Source organism: Pseudomonas sp. SID14000 (assembly GCF_002165135.1).
Taxonomy (GTDB): domain Bacteria; phylum Pseudomonadota; class Gammaproteobacteria; order Pseudomonadales; family Pseudomonadaceae; genus Aquipseudomonas.
Map to the genome: position 1 here is coordinate 65,171 of NZ_NFZQ01000018.1, position 18,717 is coordinate 83,887.

17 protein-coding genes are annotated in these 18,717 nt (G+C 63.5%); 7 read left to right on the forward strand and 10 right to left on the reverse strand.

The annotated features are described in order from the left end of the window. The first annotated feature begins 65 nt into the window (after nucleotides 1-65). A complete protein-coding gene (locus CAY82_RS22630; RefSeq protein WP_087503141.1) occupies nucleotides 66-1,343 on the forward strand; it encodes an acetyl-CoA C-acetyltransferase in 1,278 nt (425 codons plus the stop codon). An 82-nt stretch (nucleotides 1,344-1,425) separates the two neighbouring features. Continuing rightward, on the forward strand, nucleotides 1,426-2,205 hold the full coding sequence (locus tag CAY82_RS22635) for a helix-turn-helix transcriptional regulator (RefSeq protein WP_087503142.1): 780 nt from the start codon (nucleotides 1,426-1,428) through the stop codon (nucleotides 2,203-2,205). Nucleotides 2,206-2,332: 127 nt separating this feature from the next. Here CAY82_RS22635 and CAY82_RS22640 read toward each other — a convergent pair whose 3' ends face one another. The 4 genes from CAY82_RS22640 to CAY82_RS22655 form a co-directional block, all read right to left on the reverse strand. Beyond that, nucleotides 2,333-4,276, reverse strand: a complete 1,944-nt coding sequence (locus CAY82_RS22640; RefSeq protein ID WP_087503143.1) for a methyl-accepting chemotaxis protein — start codon at nucleotides 4,274-4,276, stop codon at nucleotides 2,333-2,335. 166 nt (nucleotides 4,277-4,442) lie between these two features. Beyond that, nucleotides 4,443-4,853: a Cu(I)-responsive transcriptional regulator gene (gene cueR, locus CAY82_RS22645; protein WP_087503144.1), complete on the reverse strand. Its 411-nt coding sequence runs from the start codon at nucleotides 4,851-4,853 to the stop codon at nucleotides 4,443-4,445. Beyond that, nucleotides 4,850-7,249 (reverse strand): heavy metal translocating P-type ATPase, encoded by a 2,400-nt coding sequence (locus CAY82_RS22650; RefSeq protein WP_087503145.1) that lies wholly within the window; start codon nucleotides 7,247-7,249, stop codon nucleotides 4,850-4,852. The genes cueR and CAY82_RS22650 overlap by 4 nt, the downstream gene beginning before the upstream one ends. A 52-nt stretch (nucleotides 7,250-7,301) precedes the next feature. Then, nucleotides 7,302-7,688, reverse strand: a complete 387-nt coding sequence (locus tag CAY82_RS22655) for a hypothetical protein (RefSeq protein WP_087503146.1) — start codon at nucleotides 7,686-7,688, stop codon at nucleotides 7,302-7,304. 144 nt (nucleotides 7,689-7,832) lie between these two features. On the opposite strand from CAY82_RS22655, the gene CAY82_RS22660 reads away from it, so the two are divergent. Beyond that, nucleotides 7,833-8,030: a heavy-metal-associated domain-containing protein gene (locus CAY82_RS22660; RefSeq protein WP_087503147.1), complete on the forward strand. Its 198-nt coding sequence runs from the start codon at nucleotides 7,833-7,835 to the stop codon at nucleotides 8,028-8,030. 112 nt (nucleotides 8,031-8,142) lie between these two features. Continuing rightward, a complete protein-coding gene (locus tag CAY82_RS22665; RefSeq protein WP_087503148.1) occupies nucleotides 8,143-9,324 on the forward strand; it encodes a multidrug effflux MFS transporter in 1,182 nt (393 codons plus the stop codon). Here CAY82_RS22665 and CAY82_RS27165 read toward each other — a convergent pair. After that, the gene (locus CAY82_RS27165) at nucleotides 9,275-9,472 is read right to left on the reverse strand and encodes a hypothetical protein (RefSeq protein WP_087503149.1); all 198 of its coding nucleotides are present in this window, start codon (nucleotides 9,470-9,472) and stop codon (nucleotides 9,275-9,277) included. The two genes, CAY82_RS22665 and CAY82_RS27165, sit on opposite strands and share 50 nt — an antisense overlap. Before the next feature lie 488 nt (nucleotides 9,473-9,960). Between CAY82_RS27165 and CAY82_RS22675 the strand changes: the two genes are divergently transcribed. Further along, complete coding sequence (locus tag CAY82_RS22675) at nucleotides 9,961-10,674, forward strand: helix-turn-helix transcriptional regulator (protein WP_087503150.1); 714 nt, start codon at nucleotides 9,961-9,963, stop codon at nucleotides 10,672-10,674. Between the two features lie 19 nt (nucleotides 10,675-10,693). Here CAY82_RS22675 and CAY82_RS22680 read toward each other — a convergent pair whose 3' ends face one another. The 5 genes from CAY82_RS22680 to CAY82_RS22700 all read right to left on the reverse strand — a co-directional run bounded on the left by CAY82_RS22680 (nucleotide 10,694) and on the right by CAY82_RS22700 (nucleotide 15,221). Continuing rightward, nucleotides 10,694-11,641 carry an adenosine deaminase gene (locus tag CAY82_RS22680; RefSeq protein WP_087503151.1) on the reverse strand — a complete coding sequence of 316 codons (948 nt, stop codon included), beginning with the start codon at nucleotides 11,639-11,641 and terminating at the stop codon, nucleotides 10,694-10,696. A gap of 87 nt (nucleotides 11,642-11,728) precedes the next feature. Next, complete coding sequence (locus CAY82_RS22685) at nucleotides 11,729-12,415, reverse strand: SDR family oxidoreductase (RefSeq protein ID WP_087503152.1); 687 nt, start codon at nucleotides 12,413-12,415, stop codon at nucleotides 11,729-11,731. A 541-nt stretch (nucleotides 12,416-12,956) separates the two neighbouring features. Further along, nucleotides 12,957-13,541 carry a YigZ family protein gene (locus CAY82_RS22690; protein WP_012270359.1) on the reverse strand — a complete coding sequence of 195 codons (585 nt, stop codon included), beginning with the start codon at nucleotides 13,539-13,541 and terminating at the stop codon, nucleotides 12,957-12,959. A gap of 9 nt (nucleotides 13,542-13,550) precedes the next feature. After that, on the reverse strand, nucleotides 13,551-14,213 hold the full coding sequence (locus CAY82_RS22695; protein WP_003257076.1) for a TetR/AcrR family transcriptional regulator: 663 nt from the start codon (nucleotides 14,211-14,213) through the stop codon (nucleotides 13,551-13,553). A 90-nt stretch (nucleotides 14,214-14,303) separates the two neighbouring features. Next, nucleotides 14,304-15,221 carry a LysR family transcriptional regulator gene (locus CAY82_RS22700; RefSeq protein ID WP_025337589.1) on the reverse strand — a complete coding sequence of 306 codons (918 nt, stop codon included), beginning with the start codon at nucleotides 15,219-15,221 and terminating at the stop codon, nucleotides 14,304-14,306. Nucleotides 15,222-15,339: 118 nt separating this feature from the next. Between CAY82_RS22700 and CAY82_RS22705 the strand changes: the two genes are divergently transcribed. Further along, the gene (locus tag CAY82_RS22705; protein ID WP_075044513.1) at nucleotides 15,340-16,686 is read left to right on the forward strand and encodes an aspartate aminotransferase family protein; all 1,347 of its coding nucleotides are present in this window, start codon (nucleotides 15,340-15,342) and stop codon (nucleotides 16,684-16,686) included. A gap of 73 nt (nucleotides 16,687-16,759) precedes the next feature. After that, nucleotides 16,760-18,253 (forward strand): CoA-acylating methylmalonate-semialdehyde dehydrogenase, encoded by a 1,494-nt coding sequence (locus CAY82_RS22710; RefSeq protein ID WP_087503153.1) that lies wholly within the window; start codon nucleotides 16,760-16,762, stop codon nucleotides 18,251-18,253. The last annotated feature ends 464 nt before the right edge of the window (nucleotides 18,254-18,717 follow it).

Sequence of the window (18,717 nt, forward strand, 5' to 3'; positions counted from 1 at the left end):
GTCGTTCGAATTCGGTAAAAACACCTAGGCTGTACGGATCAGATTGTTTCAGGAGGAACAAACGCATGCGTTCACTTCGCCGGGTCGCGATCCTGGGCGGCAACCGAATTCCCTTTGCCCGCTCCAATGGCGCCTACGCCACGGCCAGCAACCAGGCGATGCTCACCGTCGCCCTCGAAGGGCTAATCGAGCGCTACCGATTGCACGGGTTGCGCATGGGGGAGGTGGCGGCCGGTACGGTGCTTAAGCACTCGCGTGACATGAACCTGACCCGTGAGTGCGTGTTGGGCTCGCGCCTGTCGCCGCAGACGCCGGCCTATGACGTCCAGCAAGCTTGCGGCACCGGGCTGGAGGCGGCGCTGCTGGTGGCCAACAAGATTGCCCTGGGGCAGATCGACTGCGGCATTGCCGGCGGCGTGGACACCACATCCGATGCACCGATTGCGGTCAACGAAGGCTTGCGCCACATCTTGCTGCAGGCTAACCGTGGCAAAAGCCTGGGCGAGCGGCTCAAGCCATTCCTCATGCTGCGCCCTCACCACCTGAAACCCGAATTGCCGCGCAACGGCGAACCGCGCACCGGGTTGTCGATGGGGGAGCATTGCGAGCGCATGGCCCAGGACTGGTGCATTGGCCGTACCGAACAGGACGAACTGGCGCTGCTCAGCCACCAGGCGCTGGCTGCCGCGTACGCCGAAGGTTGGCAGGATGACCTGTTGACGCCGTTTCTGTCGTTGACCCGTGATAACAACCTGCGTCCCGACCTGACCCTGGAGCAACTGGCCAGGCTCAAGCCGGCCTTTGACCGCAGTGGGCAGGGCACGCTGACGGCGGGCAATTCCACACCGCTGACCGATGGCGCTTCGCTGGTGTTGCTGGGCAGCGAGGAATGGGCCGAGCAGCAGGGGCTATCGGTGCTGGCCTATCTGGTCGATGGCGAAACCGCTGCGGTGGATTTCGTTACTGGCCGCGAAGGGCTGTTGATGGCGCCGGTGTATGCGGTGCCTCGGCTGCTGGCGCGCAATGGCCTGACGCTGCAGGACTTTGACTATTACGAGATTCACGAAGCCTTTGCTGCCCAGGTGCTGTGCACGCTCAAGGCCTGGGAAGATGCCGATTATTGCCGTGAGCGGTTGGGGCTGGATGCGCCGCTCGGGGCGATCGACCGCAGCAAGCTCAACGTCAAGGGTAGTTCGCTGGCGGCCGGGCACCCGTTTGCGGCGACCGGGGGGCGGATATTGGCCAACCTGGCCAAGTTGCTGGCGAGGGCAGGGAAGGGGCGAGGGCTGATTTCGATCTGCGCGGCGGGTGGGCAGGGGGTGACGGTTATCGTCGAGCGCTGAAGCAAACCCTGTGGGAGCGCGCGCCTGCCTTGATCATGAATCAACTGTTAGGCTTGTCTGGTCAGCACAACAAGAAACCGCCATGCCGATCATCGGACACCCCCGCGCCATCCCGGCGCTGGACCACCTGCCCAGGCCGCTCTATGCCCGTGCCGAAAGCCTCGGCGCGGGCTCCTGGACCACTCGCCATCAGCACGATTGGGTGCAGTTCTCCTACGCCATCAGCGGCGTCCTCGGGGTGTATACCCACGAAGGCAGCTACTTCGCCCCGCCCCAGTGGGGCGTGTGGATCCCTGCCGATGCCGAACACGAAGTGGTCACCTCGATGCAGGCCGAAATGCGCAGCCTGTACGTGCGCCGGGATGCCTGCCCGTGGGCACCGGAGCAGTGCCGTGTGCTGGAAGTGACCCCGCTGGCGCGCGAACTGATCAAGCAGTTCTGCCTGTTCCCGGCAGACTACCCGGAGGGTGACAGCGCCGAGGCGCGGCTGGTGGCCGTGTTGCTCGACCAGTTGCGTACGCTGCCGGAGGTCGGTTTTTCGCTGCCACTGCCACGGCACCCTGGGCTGCTGGAGCTGTGTAATGGCCTGATCGCTGCGCCGGACCAGCCGCAGACCTTGCAGCAGTGGGCGCGGGAGTTGGGGTGCTCGGAGAAGACGCTGATGCGGCTGTTCCAGCGGGAGACGGGCTTGAGTTTTCGCAACTGGCGGCAGCGCATGCGGCTGTTGTCATCGCTGGCGCTGCTGGAGGCGGGGGAGAGTGTGACCGAGGCGGCGTTGGGGTGTGGGTATGACTCCACCTCGGCTTACATTGCGGCATTCAAGCAATTGTTCGGCGCGACGCCGGGGGAATTGAAGCTTTAGTGATCGGTCGCCTGTGCCGGCCTCTTCGCGGGCACGCCCGCTCCCACAGGTACTGCACAGCTTGCAAAGCTGCGGTGATCCCTGTGGGAGCGGGTTCACCCGCGAAGAGGCCAGCGCAGGCAACACATCAGGTACGGAACCTGCGCACCAGTGCATCCAGCTCATTGGACAAACCGGCCAGGCTCTCCGAGTCCACCTGCGCCGCCTGGGCCAGTTCCGCCACCAGTTGCGCATCGCCGTGAATCTGGCTGATGTGCCGGTTGATGTCCTCCGCCACCTGATGCTGCTCTTCGGCCGCCGTGGCGATCTGGGTGTTCATGTCACGGATCACATCCACCGACTCGCGGATCTGCCCGAAGCTGTCACGGGCCAGGCCGATGCGGCTCACCGATTGCTGCGAAACCTCCAGGCTGGCGTGCATCTGTGCAGCCACTTCGGCAGTGCGGCTGGCCAGGTTGCCCAGCAGGCCGTCGATCTCGGCGGTTGAGTCGGCAGTACGCTTGGCCAACGCCCGTACTTCGTCGGCGACCACGGCAAAGCCACGACCCTGCTCGCCGGCACGGGCAGCTTCGATGGCGGCGTTGAGCGCCAGCAGGTTGGTCTGTTCGGCAATCGAGCGGATGGTGCCAAGAATCGACTGGATGGCGTTGCTGTCACGCTCCAGCTGCTGGATCGACTGTGCTGACTGCTCGATCTCCTGGCTCAGGCGGTCGACACTATGTACTGCGGCATCGATCTGCTGCTGGCCTTCGCGCGCCTGTTGCTGGCCGCTGTCGGCCGACTGCGCCGCCTGGCTGCAGGAGCGTGCCACTTCGTTGGCCGTGGCGACCATTTCATGAAAAGCGGTGGAGACCATGTCCACCGCTTCGCGCTGGCGGCCTGCGGCTTCGGCCATGTCGCTGGAAACCCGGGTCGAGCTGCTGGAGGTGCTGAGGATCTTGCTGGCGGCAGCACCGATGTGCTGGATAAGGCTGCGAATGGCACCGAGGAACTGGTTGAACCAGTTGGCCAGTTGCGCGGTTTCGTCGCGGCCACGGATTTCCAGATTGCGGGTCAGGTCGCCCTCGCCCTGGGCAATGTCTTCCAGGCCGTTGGTGACGCTGTTGATCGGGCGCACGATCAGTTTGGCGAACGTGGCACCGACCACGGCGAACAGGGCAGCCAGCACCACGGCCACGATGCCGATCAGCCAGGTCAGACGGGTGGTGGTCTGCATCACTTCGCTTTGTTCGATCAGGCCGATCAAGGTCCAGTCCAACTGTTCATCCGGGTAGATGTTGGCCATGTAGCGCACGCCATCAAGCTCCACTTCGGCCAGCCCCTTGCCGTGCTTGGCCAGCTCGGCGTACCCGTCGCCAAAGCTCGCCAGTTGCTTGAAGTTATGCTTGGCGTCACGGGGGTCGACCAGGACGTTGCCGTTGTTTTCCACCAGTAGCACGTAGCCGCTTTCGCCTAGCTTGATTTGCTGGACGATTTCGGTGAGGCCTTTGAGCGAAACGTCGACGTTGACCACGCCGCCGGGGTTGCCCAGTTGGTTGTCGACGGTGCGTACGGTGCTGACCAGCACGGCGTCGTCGGCAGCCCAGTAGTAGGCGCCGGTTCGCAAGGTTTTGCCAGGGTTGGCCATGGCCAGTTGGTACCAGGGGCGGGTGCGCGGGTCGTAATTGACGAACTTCTGCCCGGCCGGCCAGCCAACGTAACCGCCGTCACTCACCCCGTAGGAAAGGTAGGCATAGGCGGGATGTGTATTGGCCAGGCGGGTCATGAAGTCGAGCAGTTTGCTGGCCTGGTCACCCAGTTCGTAGGACGGGGTAGCGCTCATGTACTTGTTCAGCTCGCTCCCCGTGGCGGCGACCAGCGGCTGTGCAGCCATGTACTCGACATTCTGGTTGATGCCCTGGAAGAAGATGTTCATCGCATTGCTGACCTGGCGAATTTCCCGGCTGCTGCCATCGAGGAATCCGTCGCGAGCTTCGCCGCGCAGGTTGACGACCACCAGGGTGGCCACGAGGACGATGGGCAAGCCGGCGATGACCGCGAATGCCCAGGTCAGTTTCTGTTTGATGTTCATCGACGCTCCCGGATTGTTATTTTTCGACACACGAAGCAGCTAGCAACTGCATCGGCATGATCCGGGTTTTATGTAGGGGAAAGCCCGTAATTACTGGGGAAAGTTGTCTTTGGTGACTATTTGGTCGTGTTTTGACGTATATGGCATACCAGCGGGGGTGGGCCGCTCAGTGGCAGCAGCCACCCGCAGCGCCGTTGGCCAGGTCCTTGAGGATCGGACAGTCCGGGCGGTCGTCTCCCTGGCAGTGCGAAACCAACTCACCGAGGGTGTCACGCAGGCTTACCAGCTCCTCGATGCGCCGGTTCAGCTCATCGATGTGCTGCATGGCCAGCGCTTTCACATCGGCGCTGGCACGCTGGCGGTCCTGCCACAAGGTCAGCAGCTTGCCGACTTCTTCGAGGGAAAAGCCCAGGTCACGGGAGCGCTTGATGAAGGCCAGGCTGTGCAGGTCTTCCGCCTGGTACAAGCGGTAGCCGCTTTCGCTGCGCGTGGCGGGTTTTAGCAGGCCGATGGACTCGTAGTAACGGATCATCTTGGTGCTGAGCCCGCTGCGGCGGGCGGCCTGGCCGATGTTCATGGGGCCTCCTGGTTGCTGCTGGTAGGTTTCCAGGCCTTGAGCCACAGCGCGTTGCTCACCACACTGACGCTTGACAGGGCCATGGCGGCGCCGGCCAGTACCGGGTTGAGGTAACCCAGCGCAGCCAGCGGTATGCCGATCAGGTTATAGATGAACGCCCAGAACAGGTTCTGGCGGATCTTCGCATAGGTCTTGCGGCTGATCTCCAGGGCGGCCGGCACCAGGCGTGGGTCGCCGCGCATCAGGGTGATGCCGGCGGCCTGCATGGCCACGTCGGTACCGCCACCCATGGCAATGCCGATATCGGCGGCGGCCAACGCCGGTGCATCGTTGATGCCATCACCGACCATGGCGACTACGCCATCCTGCTTGAGCGCGGCCACGGTCGCGGCCTTGTCGGCCGGCAGCACTTCGGCATGCACGTCGTCGATACCCAGGGCGTCGGCCACCACTTTGGCGCTGCCGCGGTTGTCGCCGGTCAGCAGATGGCTGCTGATGCGTTGTGCATGCAGGGTATCGATCGCCTGCGCGGCGCCGGGCTTGAGACTGTCACCGAAGGCGAACAGGCCCAGCACCCGCGGCTGTGCGCCGCGTTCGATCAGCCATGACAGGGTGCGCCCCTCGGCTTCCCAGGCCTGGGCCTTGGCGGCCAGGTCACCGGGTGGCAGGGCGCTTTCGTCGAGCAGGCGGCGGTTGCCCAGGGCCAGTTCTCGGCCTTCCACGCGCCCGGCGATACCACGCCCGGTCAGCGACTGGCTGTCGGCAACGTCAGGCACGTCAAGGCCCTGTTCGGCACAGGCATCCAGTACCGCCTTGGCCAGCGGGTGTTCGCTGCCGCGCTGCAGGGCGCCGGCCAGGCGGTGCAGGTCGGCGCTGCTGCCCACCTGCGCCTGGCTGTGGACAACACGTGGGCTGCCGGAGGTGAGGGTGCCGGTCTTGTCGAACACCACACGGTTGACCGCATGGGCTCGCTCCAGGGCTTCGGCATCCTTGATCAGGATGCCATGGCGGGCGGCGACCCCGGTGCCGGCCATGATCGCTGCCGGCGTGGCCAGGCCGAGGGCACAGGGGCAGGCGATGACCAGCACGGCGACGGCATTGATCAGCGCTGTTTCCAGCGGTGCGCCGGCCAGCCACCAGCCGACCAGGGTGATCAGCGCCAGTACCAGCACGGCCGGGACGAATACCTGGCTGACCCGGTCGACCAGCTTCTGGATGGGGGCCTTGGCCGCCTGGGCGTCTTCCACCAGGCGGATGATGCGCGCCAGCACGGTTTCGGTACCCAGTGCCTGTGTCCGGACCAGCAGCCGGCCTTCACCATTGATGGCGCCACCGGTGACGCTGTCCCCGGGCTGCTTGGGCACCGGCAGGCTCTCGCCGCTGATCAGGGCTTCATCGGCATGGCTGCTGCCGTCTTCGACCACGCCATCGACCGGGAAGCGCTCGCCGGGCTTGACCAGTACCAGGTCGCCGAGGCGCAGTTGGGCAATGGCCACGTCTTCTTCCCGGCCATCGACCAGGCGCACGGCACGTTCCGGGCGCAGGGCTTCGAGGGCACGGATGGCGCTGGCGGTCTGGCGCTTGGCGCGGCTTTCCAGGTACTTGCCGAGCAGCACCAGGGCAATCACCACCGCCGAGGCTTCGAAGTACAGGTGCGGGGCCATGCCGGCGGGGGCCTGTGCCCACTGGTAAAGGCTCAAACCGTAACCGGCGCTGGTGCCCAGGGCCACCAGCAGGTCCATGTTGCCGGCGCCGGCGCGCACGACTTTCCAGGCGGCCACGTAGAAACGCGCACCGAGAACGAACTGCACCGGTGTGGCCAACAGGAACTGCACCCACGCTGGCAACATCCAGTGCAGGCCAAACGGTTGCACTACCATTGGCACCACCAGCGGTAGTGCGAGCAGCAACGCTGCGCCGACCGCCAGGCGTTCGTTACGCAGGCGGCGTTGGGCAGCAGGCTGGTCGTCCTTGGCGGTTTGCGGCAGGCTGGCGCTGTAGCCGGCCTTTTGCACGGCGTCGATCAGCAGGTTGTCATCGAGGGCCGCGAGCACTTCGAGGTGCGCGCGCTCGCTGGCAAGGTTGACACTGACCTGCTCAACCCCCGGCAGCTTGCCGATGGCGCGCTCTACGCGGCCGACGCAACTGGCGCAAGTCATGCCGCCAATCTGCAGTTCGACGGTGCGGGTGGGCACGCCGTAGCCGGCTTCGCGTACGGCGTCGACCAGGGCGGGCAGGCTGTTGGCCGGGGCCTGGACCCGGGCCTGTTCGGTGGCGAGGTTGACGCTGACCTGTTCAGCGCCGCTGACCTTGCGCAGGGCGCGCTCGACCCGGCCAGCGCAACTGGCGCAGGTCATGCCGGAAATCGGCAGGTCGTATGTGGTGGATGCGGGCATGGCTCTCCTCCTTGGACAGGCCTCTAGCATCAACCTTGCCACGCAGGTAAGGTCAATAGCCCAGGCCGGCTCGCTTCAACTCCAGGCCATATTGCCCCATGGCGATGCGGTATTTGTTGATCTGGCCCGCCTGCAGGTTCAATCGTGTGCTGCGCTGGTCCTCGATACCCGCGGCGCAGCCCGGCACTTGTCCGGGCAGCACGCGCAGGCGCACGTCTACCGGGCCGGGCGGCAGGTTGAACGAGGTGGACTGCTCCTGGAACACGCGCCCGGAGAGCTGGTCGTTGAGGTAGACGCCGATTTCGCAACTGGTGGCCACTTCCAGGCGCTCCCGGGAAATGATCAGCACGCTGTAGTCCGAGTTGCCCTCGGCGTTGGCCGGTGGCACTGCAGCCAGCGTGCTCAATAGCCCGACGACGCCCAATGCTGCCCTGAACATGAAAAATCTCCTGCTTGCCTGATCATCAAAAGCGCAGCTTGGCCGACCCGCGCGCGGATTTCCACCCCGGCCGTTGCCGGCAGGTCTTGACCTTGCCCCGATGGCAAGCTTGAGACTCATGGAAAACCTGAAGGAGGTAACCCCATGCAAGTGTTCAATGTACAAGGCATGACCTGTGGCCATTGCGTGAAAGCCGTGACCCGGGCGGTGCAGGAGCAGGATGCCGCAGCCAAGGTGGAGGTCGATCTGGCGGCGAGACAGGTACGGGTGCAGAGTGAGTTGGCGCAGGAGCAGATCCTCACGGCAATTCGCGATGAAGGTTATCAGGCCGAACTTGCCTGAATACCTACCTTTAGGAGCGCGGCAGCCCTTGGGATTGTTGCAAATGTTTTCACATTGATAGGGTCCACAGCAGGTAGAATCAAGCACTTGCTTAGCCTGCTATGGATCCCTGATGAACCTGCGAATGGTGCTCATCCTGGGCGCACTCAGTGCGTTCGGGCCCTTGGCGATCGATTTCTACCTGCCCGCCTTCCCGGCCATGGCGCAGGCGTTCGCCACCGACGAAAAACACGTCCAGGCCACCTTGGCCGCTTATTTCCTTGGCCTGTCCATCGGGCAACTGGCCTACGGGCCAGTGGCTGACCGCTTTGGCCGGCGCAAGCCGCTGATGTTCGGGGTGACCCTTTTCACCCTGGCGTCACTGGCCTGTGCCTATGCCCCCAACCTCGACATTCTGGTGCTGGCGCGTTTCGTCCAGGCGCTGGGCGGGTGCGCCGGGATGGTGCTGTCACGGGCCATCGTCAGTGACAAGTGCGACCCGGTGGCCTCGGCCAAGGTGTTCTCGCAATTGATGCTGGTCATGGGCCTGGCACCGATCCTGGCACCGATGCTGGGTGGAGTGCTGGTGAACCTGGCCGGTTGGCAATCGATCTTCCTCGCCCTGAGCCTGTTCAGTGCAAGTTGCCTGCTGGCCGTCAGCCTGGGCCTGCCGGAAAGCCTGCCCGAGCACATACCTCGGCAACCGCTGTCTGGCGCTTTGCGCCAGTACTTGCGCCTGCTCGCTGACCGGGTGTTCGTCGGCCATGCCTTGACCGGTGGTATCGCCATTGCCGGCATGTTTGCCTACATCGCCGGTTCACCTTTCGTATTTATCAAGCTCTACGGCGTGCCGGCCGAGCATTACGGCTGGTTGTTCGGTACCAATGCTGCCGGCTTTATCCTGATGGCGCAGGTGAATGCACGCTTGCTGGCCAAGCGTGGGCCGGCGTTCCTGCTGACGCGTGCGGTATGGTTGTACCTGGCTGCGGGCCTGGTGTTGCTGGGCGTGGCGGCATTGCGGCCCACACAGCTTTGGCCACTGCTGGTGCCGCTTTTCGTCTGCATCTCCAGCCTCGGCTGCATCATCCCCAACGCCTCTGCCTGTGCCATGAGTGGGCAGGGTGCGCGGGCCGGCAGTGCCTCGGCGCTGATGGGCTGCCTGCAATTCAGCGTCGCCGCCGGCGCAGCAGCGCTGGTCGGGTTGCTGCATGATGGCAGTGCAGTGCCGATGGCGCTGGTGATCAGCCTGTGCGGCGCACTGGTGGTCAGTGTCGCGCTGCTGACCCGACGCCTGCCGGCCAAGGCTCCCGCATAAGCGGGTGGGGTGCCTGCAGGCGGGTTTCCAGCGTGGCGACGAAGGCACGCGCCTCGGCCTCGCTGCGGAAACTGACCACGTGTTGATCGAGCTGGACCTGCCAGGGGCAGGCGGGGTTTCGGCTCGACGCACTGACGACAATCTTCATCGGGGCATACCTCCAAAGGGGGGGAGCGGATGAAGTGTAGCGCTGCCCCTTCTGCCTGCCACGACCTGTATCAGTGTCCTGACTGACGGTCGGCGGGAGCATTTTCGACACGTTTTTTCCTACCTGGGGCGCAATGCCCGCAAGCACGTGGAACCTTCGCTTTGGCTTGCGCTACTTGCGGAAATTGGTTGTCGGCCGCGTCCGAAGTTGCATTCGGTGTTTTCTCCGCCTGTCATTGCCGTGCCCCTGCCAAAGTGTGCCGGGCTGCTTGCCCGCGCGGTCCGGGCAGGTTTCACGCACTGTTCCACTGCTTGCCATGGGTAGACATACCCAGTGCTTTTTTCCTGCGGTGCCACTGTCGCGGCGCTGCCTGAATGGCATTTTTTGCGGCATATACTGGCGAGCCAGGCCAGTGCCAGCGAGAGGCGCTTCCCTGCCAGGGTTGGCCATCGCATCCACACAGTGAACTTGCAGGGAGTGACAGGGACATGAACGCAGCCAGCAGTATCAGCCAGATCGCCAGCCTGATGGCCGACCCCAAGCGCAGTGCCATGTTATGGGCATTGATCGATGGCACGCCCAGGCTGGCCAACGAGCTCGCGGTAATGACCGGCCTGACCTCGTCATCGGCTTGCGCTCACCTTTCGTTGTTGTCGTCGGCCGGTTTGCTCAGGCACGAAGCGCGGGGCCGCAAGCGCTACTTCAGGCTGGCCACCCCACAAGTCGGTGCGGCGGTGGAGGCCCTGGCCAGTGTCCAGCTGGAGAGCGCCAGGGGGGAGCGGAGCAAAGCGCCGGTGTCACCACTGCCCATGTCGATACGCAGGGCGCGTCGCTGTGGCGACCACCTGGGCGGGGAACTGGCCGGTGAGCTGTATCACCGTCTGGTGGTGGCCGGCTGGCTGGAGGGTAGTGGGCGACAGCTGATGGTGAGCGAGGAGGGGCGGGCGCAGCTGGCTTTGGTCGGGGTCTACATCGATGCCTTGGCGCCGCATCAGCAACGCGGCTGTGTGATCTGCCGCTGCACCGAGCGGAACGACCAGGGGCCGCACCTGGGCGGCGTGCTGGGTCAGGCCTTGTTCCGGCTGTTCCTGCAATCTGGCTGGATGCGTGAGGCCGAGGACTCGCGGGCCTTGCATATCTCTGCGCTGGGTATCCAGCAGATCAATCGCATTGCCCGCGTACCGACGTTGCAGGTCGGTTGACCGCAACACCGTCTGTCATTCAGGCCAGCCGGGCATCCAGGCTGTTCTGGGCCAGGCGACGGGCCTGGTCTTCGGTCATGCCCAGGTGGGTGTACAGGGCGTGGAAGTTCTCGGTGACGTAGCCACCGAAGTAGGCTGGGTCGTCCGAGTTGACCGTGACCTTCACGCCGCGCTCGAGCATGTCGAGGATGTTGTGCTGGCTCATGTGGTCGAACACGCAGAGCTTGGTGTTCGACAGCGGGCACACCGTGAGCGGGATCTGCTCGTCGATGATGCGCTGCATCAGGCGCTCGTCCTCGATGGCGCGCACGCCGTGGTCGATACGCTTGACCTTCAGCAGGTCCAGGGCTTCCCAGATGTACTCGGGCGGGCCTTCCTCGCCAGCATGGGCAACGGCGACCAAGCCTTCACTGCGGGCGCGGTCGAACACGCGCTGGAACTTGCTCGGTGGGTGGCCCATTTCCGAGCTGTCCAGGCCAACGGCGATAAACGCATCGCGGAACGGCAGGGCCTGGTCGAGGGTTTTCTGTGCTTCATCTTCGCTCAGGTGGCGCAGGAAGCTGAGGATCAGGCCGCTGCTGATGCCCAGTTGCTCGCGACCGTCCTTGAGCGCCTGGTTGATGCCGTTGAGTACGACTTCAAAGGGGATGCCGCGGTCGGTGTGGGTCTGTGGGTCGAAGAACGGCTCGGTGTGGATCACGTTCTGCGCCTTGCAGCGTTGCAGGTAGGCCCAGGTCAGGTCATAGAAGTCCTGCTCGGTGCGCAGCACGTCGGCGCCCTGGTAATACAGGTCGAGGAACTCCTGCAGGTTGTTGAAGGCATAGGCACCGCGCAAGGTTTCCACATCGGCCCAGGGCAGGGCGATCTTGTTGCGCTCGGCCAGGGCGAACAGCAGCTCGGGCTCCAGCGAGCCTTCCAGGTGCAGGTGCAGTTCGGCCTTGGGCAGGGCGTTCAACCAGTCATACATAGTGGGGTCATCTCAATCAGGTACGGTTGTCGTCATTCTACAGAGCCTGGCCGGGCATTTCGCCCGGCCAGGCTGCGACCTGATGAATCACCAGACCAGGGATTCGCCCTTGTAATTGATGAAGCGCAGGCCGCCATTGCCGCTTTGCGCCTTGATCTGTTCGAGCATGCCGCGGGTGCTGGTCAGCACGTCGATTTCGGCATTTTCACCGCCCATGTCGGTTTTCACCCAGCCCGGGTGCATGGCCAGCACGCACAGGTCGGGGCGTTGTTGTTCGACGACGAAACTGTTGATCATCGAGTTGAGCGCCGCCTTGCTGGCCTTGTACAGGCAGACTTCGCCGCCGTCGGGGATAGTCACGCTGCCCAGGATCGAGCTCATGAAGGCCAGCACGCCGCTGCCTTCGCGTACCTGGCCGACCAGGCGGCGGGCCACACGGATTGGTGCCACGGCATTGGTCATGAACAGGTCGCCGATGTCCTTGTTCTGCACCGTTTCCAGGTCTTGTGGCAGGGGGCCCATGACCCCAGCGTTGACGAACACCAGGTCGAACACTTGACCTTGCAGGCGTTGCTTCAGGCCATCGAGTTGAGCCGTGTCGTTCATTTCCAGCTGCTCGATGCGCACGCCGGGCACATCGGCCAGGGCGCCGGGCTGCTGCGGGTTGCGCACGGTGGCGGTGATGTTCCAGCCGTCTTCGTGCAGGCGCTGCACCAGGCCCAGGCCCAGCCCGCGCGAGGCGCCGATGATAAGTGCAGTTTTTGCGTTAGCCATGTGGACGCACTCCGTGATCAGTTTGCAGGGAAAGGTATTGAGGATAATGCACTGGGGCCAATTTGCGGCCCTTCATTCAAAAGCGGTGCAGTACCTGTGGGAGCGGCCTTGTGTCGCGATGGGCTGCGAAGCAGCCCCAGGATTTCAGCAACACCCCATAAATTGCCGGGGCCGCTTTGCGGCCCTATCGCGACGCAAGGCCGCTCCCACAAAGGATCGCGTTCTCCTGTGGGTAATTCGGCGTGCGGGCTGGCTAAAAAACGACCAGTCGCGCCGCGCCCTTGTCTGGGCGGGCACTTCGCCTGTTGGCGCACGGGTTATCCACAGGCTGTTCCACAGTTATTGTGTGCAAACCTAGAGGCAGCAGGCTGGCGCCTCTGGCCTCGTGCTGGGGATAACTTCTAGGCTTTCAGCAGTTTGCCGCTGTCATCAAACGGTGATCAAAACATGATCAAAGCTCTGTAGGCCTTGAAAGCATTGACCTGCAAGCGAATGCCCCAAGCTTATCCACAGGCCGACCCACAGTTGTTGTGGGCAATGTTCAGCGTGCTTCGAGCAGAATGCGCCCGCGGCTCAAGTCGGCCAATTGCTGCTGCAGTGGCGCCAGGTGGGCGTCACCGAGCGCAATCAGCAGGTCCACTCCGTTTGCAGTGAACTGTTCATCCAGGACCAGTCCGTCAACCTCTGCAAGGCGCAACTTCACCAGCGCCAGTTCACTGAAACTGCAACTGCAGGTGAATTCGCTACGCTGCACCAGCAGTCGCTTGGGTGCCTGTTGCAGGCACTTGTTGGCGCCGCCGCCATAGGCCCTGGCCAAGCCGCCGGTGCCCAACTGGATGCCGCCGTACCAGCGGATCACCAGCACTACCACCTGGTCGCAGTCCTGCGCTTCGATGGCCGCGAGGATTGGCCGCCCCGCGGTACCGCCAGGTTCGCCGTCATCGCTGCTGCGGTACTGAGCGCCGAGCTTCCAGGCCCAGCAGTTGTGGGTCGCGGCCAGGTCGCTATGGCGTTCGATGAAACTCATCGCTTCGGCGGCACTGCTGATCGGCCCGGCGAGGGTGATGAAGCGGCTTTTGCGGATTTCCTCGCGGTATTCGCAGAGGTCGAGCAGGGTAGAAGGCATAAATGACGGTCAGGCAGCGGGCTTGATGCCGCAGCCCTTCAGAATGATGTGGATAAGATTGTTGCTCGCGTCTTCCATGTCCTGCTTGGTCAGGCGGCTACGGCCGGTGACCTGGCAGATCTGGGTGGCGAAGTCGGCGTAGTGCTGGGTGCTGCCCCACAGCAGGAAGATCAGGTGCACCGGGTCGACCGGGTCCATCTTGCCGGCTTCGATCCAGGCCTGGAACACTGCGGCCCGGCCGCGGAACCATTCGCGGTAGTCGGCACTGAAGTACTCGCTAAGGCAGGTGCCGCCGCTGATCACTTCCATGGCGAAAATCCGCGAGGCTTGCGGGTTGCGCCGGGAGAACTCCATCTTGGTGCGGATGTACTGGCTCAGGGCTTCGCCCGGGTCGTCATCGACGCTCAAGGCGTTGAAGGTGCTGTCCCACAACTCGATGATGTTGCTGAGCACGGCAATGTACAGGCCCAGCTTGTTGGTGAAGTAGTAATGCAGGTTGGCCTTGGGCAACCCCGCCTTGAGGGCGATGGTGTTCATGCTGGTGCCCTTGAAACCATGGCGGGCAAACTCGTCTTCGGCGGCCTGGATAATGGCCTGTTCGTTCTTCTGGCGGATGCGGCCCGCGGGCTTGCCCGAGGCGGAGAGGCGATGCGCAGGGACTTCTAGGGTCATGGACGATTCCGTACGGGTCAGTGGCTGCGGCTGTCGGACAAGATTACCTGCCTGTGCCGAAGTGACAAGCGTTTGCGGCACAGACTGGCATCAGCGTGTCGCAGCCAGGCTTTCGAGGAAGCTTTCCAGCACCAGGTTTGGCCGCCGGCCTTTGCGCGTTACCCAGCTGAGGCTCAGGTCATAGAAGCGTTGCCGGGGCTTGAGGGCACGCAAGCGGCCTTGCTGCACCCAGAACGTCGCGTAGTGGTCTGGCAGGTAGCCGATGTAGCGCCCGGTAAGGATGAGAAACGCCATGCCTTCGCGGTCCGAAGCACTGGCCGTGCAGTTCAGCGCCTGGTAATGCGCCTGGATTTCGGCCGGCAGGCGGAAGGTGGGGGTGATGGCTTCCTGGCTGTTTAGGCGGTCGTCGTCGATCTGCTGGTCATCGGCATAGAACAGCGGATGGCCGACCGCGCAGTACAGCAGCGAGCGCTCGCTGTACAAAGGCTGGTACTCGAGGCCCGACAGCGGGCTGGTCTGTGGCACCACGCCGACATGCAGGCTGCCATCGAGCACGCCATGCTCGACCTGGCTGGGCGCGATCATGCGGATCTGGATGCGCACATCGGGGCCGCGGTCCTTGAGCTCGGCCAGGGCATGGGTGATGCGCATGTGCGGCAGAGTCACCAGGTTGTCGGTCAGGCCAATGTTCAGCTCGCCACGCAAATGCTGATGCAGGCCGTTGACCTCGGTGCGGAAGCTTTCCAGGGCGCTGAGCAGTTGAAGTGCCGAGTGGTAGACCTCGCGGCCTTCCTCGGTCAGCGAAAACCCGGCGCGGCCGCGTTGGCACAGGCGCAGGCCGAGGCGTTGCTCGAGGTCGTTCATCTGCTGGCTGATGGCCGAACGGCCAATGCCCAGCACGTTCTCGGCGGCCGAGAAGCCGCCGCACTCGACGACACTGCGGTAGATCTTCAGCAGGCGGATGTCGAAATCGCTGACTTGGGCGAGTGGATCGGGGCGTCGGCTCATTAGTTTAGTCAGGGTCTGTCTGAAGATTAGAAATGTTGGCTTTTTCAGACTTTATCGCCATGCCACCTTAGCGGCAACAACATCCATCGTTGCCTAATCGTCTTCCGAGGAACCGCCGATGAACATGCCCGAAACCGCTACCGCGGGTATCGCCAGCCAGCTCAAGCTGGATGCCCACTGGATGCCCTACACCGCCAACCGCAACTTCCAGCGCGACCCACGCCTGATCGTGGCGGCCGAAGGCAACTACCTGGTCGATGACCAGGGGCGCAAGATCTTCGATGCCCTGTCCGGCTTGTGGACCTGTGGCGCCGGGCATACCCGCAAGGAAATCACCGAGGCGGTGGCTCGCCAGATTGGCACCCTGGACTACTCCCCGGCCTTCCAGTTCGGCCACCCGCTGTCGTTCCAGCTGGCCGAGAAGATCACCGAACTGACCCCGGGCGATCTGAACCATGTGTTCTATACCAACTCCGGTTCCGAGTGTGCCGACACTGCGCTGAAGATGGTGCGTGCCTACTGGCGCCTGAAAGGCCAGGCGACCAAGACCAAGATCATCGGCCGTGCCCGTGGCTACCACGGCGTGAACATCGCCGGCACTAGCCTGGGTGGCGTCAACGGTAACCGCAAGTTGTTCGGTCAGCTGCTGGATGTCGACCACCTGCCTCACACCGTGCTGCCGGTGAACGCCTTCTCCAAAGGCATGCCGGAGGAGGGCGGTATCGCCCTGGCGGACGAAATGCTCAAATTGATCGAGTTGCACGATGCCTCCAACATCGCTGCCGTGATCGTCGAGCCACTGGCGGGCTCGGCTGGCGTACTGCCGCCGCCGAAGGGTTACCTGAAGCGCCTGCGTGAAATCTGCACCCAGCACAACATCCTGCTGATCTTCGACGAAGTGATCACCGGCTTCGGTCGCATGGGCGCGATGACCGGCTCCGAAGCCTTTGGCGTGACCCCGGACCTGATGTGCATCGCCAAGCAGGTGACCAACGGCGCCATCCCGATGGGCGCGGTGATCGCCAGCAGCGAGATCTACCAGACCTTCATGAACCAGCCGACCCCGGAGTACGCCGTGGAATTCCCGCATGGCTACACCTACTCGGCCCACCCGGTAGCGTGCGCCGCCGGTATCGCCGCGCTGGACCTGCTGCAGAAGGAAAACCTGGTGCAGGCCGCCGCCGAGCTGGCGCCGCACTTCGAGAAGCTACTGCATGGCGTGAAGGGCACCAAGAACATCGTCGATATCCGCAACTACGGCCTGGCCGGTGCGATTCAGATCGCTGCCCGCGACGGTGATGCCATCGTGCGTCCATACGAAGCGGCGATGAAACTGTGGAAGGCAGGCTTCTATGTACGCTTCGGTGGCGACACCTTGCAGTTCGGCCCAACCTTCAACACCACGCCGCAGGAGCTGGACCGCCTGTTCGACGCAGTGGGCGAAACCCTGAACCTGATCGACTGATCTTTCCGATTCTGATGGCAGGCGCGTGAACGCATCGCGCGCCCGCCTCAACCTTCTTTATCTGGAGTTTTGCATGAGCATTGTTCAGCACCTGATCAACGGCGAACTGGTTACCAAGGGCGAGCGCACCGCCGATGTCTTCAACCCGTCCACCGGCCAGGCCGTGCGCAAGGTCGAGCTGGCCAGCCGCGCGACCGTGCAGGAAGCGATCGACTCGGCCAAGGCGGCCTTCCCGGCCTGGCGCAACACCCCACCGGCCAAGCGTGCCCAGGTGATGTTCCGCTTCAAGCAATTGCTGGAGCAGAACGAAGCACGTATCTCGCAGATGATCAGCGAAGAGCACGGCAAGACGCTGGAAGATGCCGCCGGCGAACTGAAGCGTGGCATCGAGAACGTCGAGTTCGCCTGCGCCGCGCCGGAAGTGCTGAAAGGCGAGTACACCCGCAACGTTGGCCCGAACATCGATGCCTGGTCCGACTTCCAGCCGCTGGGCGTGGTTGCCGGCATCACCCCGTTCAACTTCCCGGCCATGGTGCCACTGTGGATGTACCCACTGGCCATCGCCTGCGGTAACGCCTTCATTCTCAAGCCTTCCGAGCGTGACCCGAGCTCGACCTTGTTCATCGCCCAGCTGCTGCTGGAAGCCGGTCTGCCGAAGGGTATCCTCAACGTGGTGCACGGCGACAAGGAAGCGGTGGATGCGCTTATCGAAGCGCCGGAAGTGAAGGCGCTGAGCTTCGTCGGTTCGACGCCGATCGCCGAGTACATCTACGCTGAAGGTACCAAGCGCGGCAAGCGGGTGCAGGCCCTGGGTGGTGCGAAGAACCACGCTGTGCTGATGCCGGATGCCGACCTGGACAATGCCGTCAGTGCACTGATGGGCGCGGCCTACGGTTCGTGCGGCGAGCGTTGCATGGCCATTTCGGTGGCGGTGTGCGTGGGGGATCAGGTGGCTGACGCCCTGATTGCCAAACTGGAACCGCAGATCAAGGCACTGAAGATTGGTGCCGGTACCTCGTGCGGCCTGGACATGGGCCCGCTGGTGACTGCTGCTGCCCGTGACAAGGTAGTGGGCTACATTGATGATGGTGTGGCTGCTGGCGCCAAGCTGGTGGTGGATGGCCGTGGTTTGCGGGTAGCCGGTAATGAGGATGGCTACTTCGTCGGCGGTACCCTTTTCGACAAGGTGACCCCGGAGATGCGCATCTATAAGGAAGAGATCTTCGGCCCGGTGCTGTGCGTAGTGCGTGTGAACAGCCTGGAGCAGGCCATGCAGCTGATCAACGATCACGAGTATGGCAACGGCACCTGTATCTTCACCCGTGACGGTGAAGCGGCGCGCCTGTTCTGCGACGAGATCGAAGTGGGCATGGTCGGTGTGAACGTACCACTGCCGGTGCCGGTGGCCTACCACAGCTTTGGTGGCTGGAAGCGTTCGCTGTTCGGTGACCTGCATGCCTATGGTCCGGACGGGGTGCGCTTCTATACCCGCCGCAAGGCGATCACCCAGCGCTGGCCGCAGCGGGCCAGCCATGAGGCTTCGCAGTTTGCCTTCCCTAGTTTGTAAGGGATGAAGCAGAAGCGGGGAGGCCGACAGGCCTCCCCGCTTTGTTTTTGGGGTTTGGATTTTGATTGTTGGGTGCGTCAGGGCGGCTATGGGCCTGTCTTGAGATGGTATTGGCTGTGGAGGGTGCCTGTCTTTGCGCCTCTGGCGCCTATGAGATCGAGCGCCGCCCGCGCGGCGCTTCGCGGGGCAAGCCCGCTCCCACATTTGTTGCAACGTGGCCATGTCTGTTAGGCCATGGTTGTCAGCCTTGTTGGTCTGACACAATTTCTCGGCTGCCGCCGCCTCACCAGTCTCAAGACATGCACCAAGGCAGGCAACCATGGCCTGGCAGGTTCGGCACGTTGCAACAAATGTGGGAGCGGGCTTGTCCCGCGAAGCGCCGCGCGGGCGGCGCTCGATCTCATAGGCGCTGAAGGTGTTGTGGCGAGCACCTGGTGGCCCTGACGCGGTCTTTTCCAAAAAGA

Bases quoted from the DNA above. Each gene is read 5' to 3' on its own strand.
- CAY82_RS22630 (WP_087503141.1), top strand. From the start codon at position 66: ATGCGTTCACTTCGCCGGGTCGCGATCCTGGGCGGCAACCGAATTCCC.
- CAY82_RS22635 (WP_087503142.1), top strand. From the start codon at position 1,426: ATGCCGATCATCGGACACCCCCGCGCCATCCCGGCGCTGGACCACCTG.
- CAY82_RS22640 (WP_087503143.1), bottom strand. From the start codon at position 4,276: ATGAACATCAAACAGAAACTGACCTGGGCATTCGCGGTCATCGCCGGC.
- cueR (WP_087503144.1), bottom strand. From the start codon at position 4,853: ATGAACATCGGCCAGGCCGCCCGCCGCAGCGGGCTCAGCACCAAGATG.
- CAY82_RS22650 (WP_087503145.1), bottom strand. From the start codon at position 7,249: ATGCCCGCATCCACCACATACGACCTGCCGATTTCCGGCATGACCTGC.
- CAY82_RS22655 (WP_087503146.1), bottom strand. From the start codon at position 7,688: ATGTTCAGGGCAGCATTGGGCGTCGTCGGGCTATTGAGCACGCTGGCT.
- CAY82_RS22660 (WP_087503147.1), top strand. From the start codon at position 7,833: ATGCAAGTGTTCAATGTACAAGGCATGACCTGTGGCCATTGCGTGAAA.
- CAY82_RS22665 (WP_087503148.1), top strand. From the start codon at position 8,143: ATGAACCTGCGAATGGTGCTCATCCTGGGCGCACTCAGTGCGTTCGGG.
- CAY82_RS27165 (WP_087503149.1), bottom strand. From the start codon at position 9,472: ATGAAGATTGTCGTCAGTGCGTCGAGCCGAAACCCCGCCTGCCCCTGG.
- CAY82_RS22675 (WP_087503150.1), top strand. From the start codon at position 9,961: ATGAACGCAGCCAGCAGTATCAGCCAGATCGCCAGCCTGATGGCCGAC.
- CAY82_RS22680 (WP_087503151.1), bottom strand. From the start codon at position 11,641: ATGTATGACTGGTTGAACGCCCTGCCCAAGGCCGAACTGCACCTGCAC.
- CAY82_RS22685 (WP_087503152.1), bottom strand. From the start codon at position 12,415: ATGGCTAACGCAAAAACTGCACTTATCATCGGCGCCTCGCGCGGGCTG.
- CAY82_RS22690 (WP_012270359.1), bottom strand. From the start codon at position 13,541: ATGCCTTCTACCCTGCTCGACCTCTGCGAATACCGCGAGGAAATCCGC.
- CAY82_RS22695 (WP_003257076.1), bottom strand. From the start codon at position 14,213: ATGACCCTAGAAGTCCCTGCGCATCGCCTCTCCGCCTCGGGCAAGCCC.
- CAY82_RS22700 (WP_025337589.1), bottom strand. From the start codon at position 15,221: ATGAGCCGACGCCCCGATCCACTCGCCCAAGTCAGCGATTTCGACATC.
- CAY82_RS22705 (WP_075044513.1), top strand. From the start codon at position 15,340: ATGAACATGCCCGAAACCGCTACCGCGGGTATCGCCAGCCAGCTCAAG.
- CAY82_RS22710 (WP_087503153.1), top strand. From the start codon at position 16,760: ATGAGCATTGTTCAGCACCTGATCAACGGCGAACTGGTTACCAAGGGC.